We start from the raw sequence: 976 nt of genomic DNA on the forward strand, positions 1-976 counted from the left end.
TTTGGAATGTGAGTTCGGAGAGCGAGGCTCTTAAACAGACAGTGCGAGAAAAGAATAGTGCAAGAGCGCTTTTAGGACTGACCAGTGCAATCTTGGATCTGAGCGTTGCAATGGAAGCATTAACAGTCAAGTTGTTGGGTAGTCGACAAAAGCCGTTATACACTAGAAAGATCTTATGGAAAATATCTGGAGAAAGTGCAAAAAAGATACTCGGCACTAAACTTACAAAACTGTTGACCAAAGAAATATCAATGCGATTAGGTGCACAGTTCGCCTCAGGTGCGTTATTGACTGGATTGAATCTCTATGACGCCTGGCATGCTTGGCAGTGGAACGACCAATCAATATATGGCTATTTGCTTATATCCATGGGCGGCCTCTTAGGCACATTCGGCTCGATTTTTGGAGGGGCAGCAATCTACCTCGGCCTAAACCCAATGGGGTGGGCAGCACTATTCTTGATAGGTATGGGGATAAGCGTCGCAGTCATGCTGAGTTCAACTCCACTGGAGTCATGGTTAGCAAACGGCCCATTCGGTGAAAGCCACTCAATTGATCTGTACCTGCAGGATTCATCAGAAGCTCTCTACCGACTTATCAGCCTACTCGCTGGCATAAGCATAACTATCGATAAAAATCCGGCCTATGAAACTCAAGCCACATTTGATTTTCGCGCTGAAGTGCCGCACGCCATACGCAGCGCTGACACGGTTATTCGTTTGGAAAGTCGTTTACCAGGATTGATCGGCGCCTTGGACAGTTTGAATATCCGAGCTGAATGCAGATTAAATAAAATTTCGGCCGTTACCAGTAATAAGGGTTTGCCCTACCAGACAAAGACTGAAATCGTAGGTAAAGCAGAATCCCCCAAGGCGCAGCGTATCAATGTTAACTCGCTAGTGTACTGTTTGCGAAATAATTTACCCGTGTCCCGCAACCTAAGTTATTGATAAAATTTGAATTTTACGTTAGTTAG

1 pseudogene is annotated in these 976 nt (G+C 45.1%); it reads left to right on the forward strand.

Annotated elements, in window-relative coordinates:
* A pseudogene (locus tag DW49_RS0123945) lies at window positions 1-950 on the forward strand (hypothetical protein); the annotation flags it as partial.
* Window positions 951-976 lie beyond the last annotated feature (26 nt).

Source organism: Pseudomonas avellanae BPIC 631 (assembly GCF_000444135.1).
GTDB classification, from domain to species: domain Bacteria; phylum Pseudomonadota; class Gammaproteobacteria; order Pseudomonadales; family Pseudomonadaceae; genus Aquipseudomonas; species Aquipseudomonas avellanae.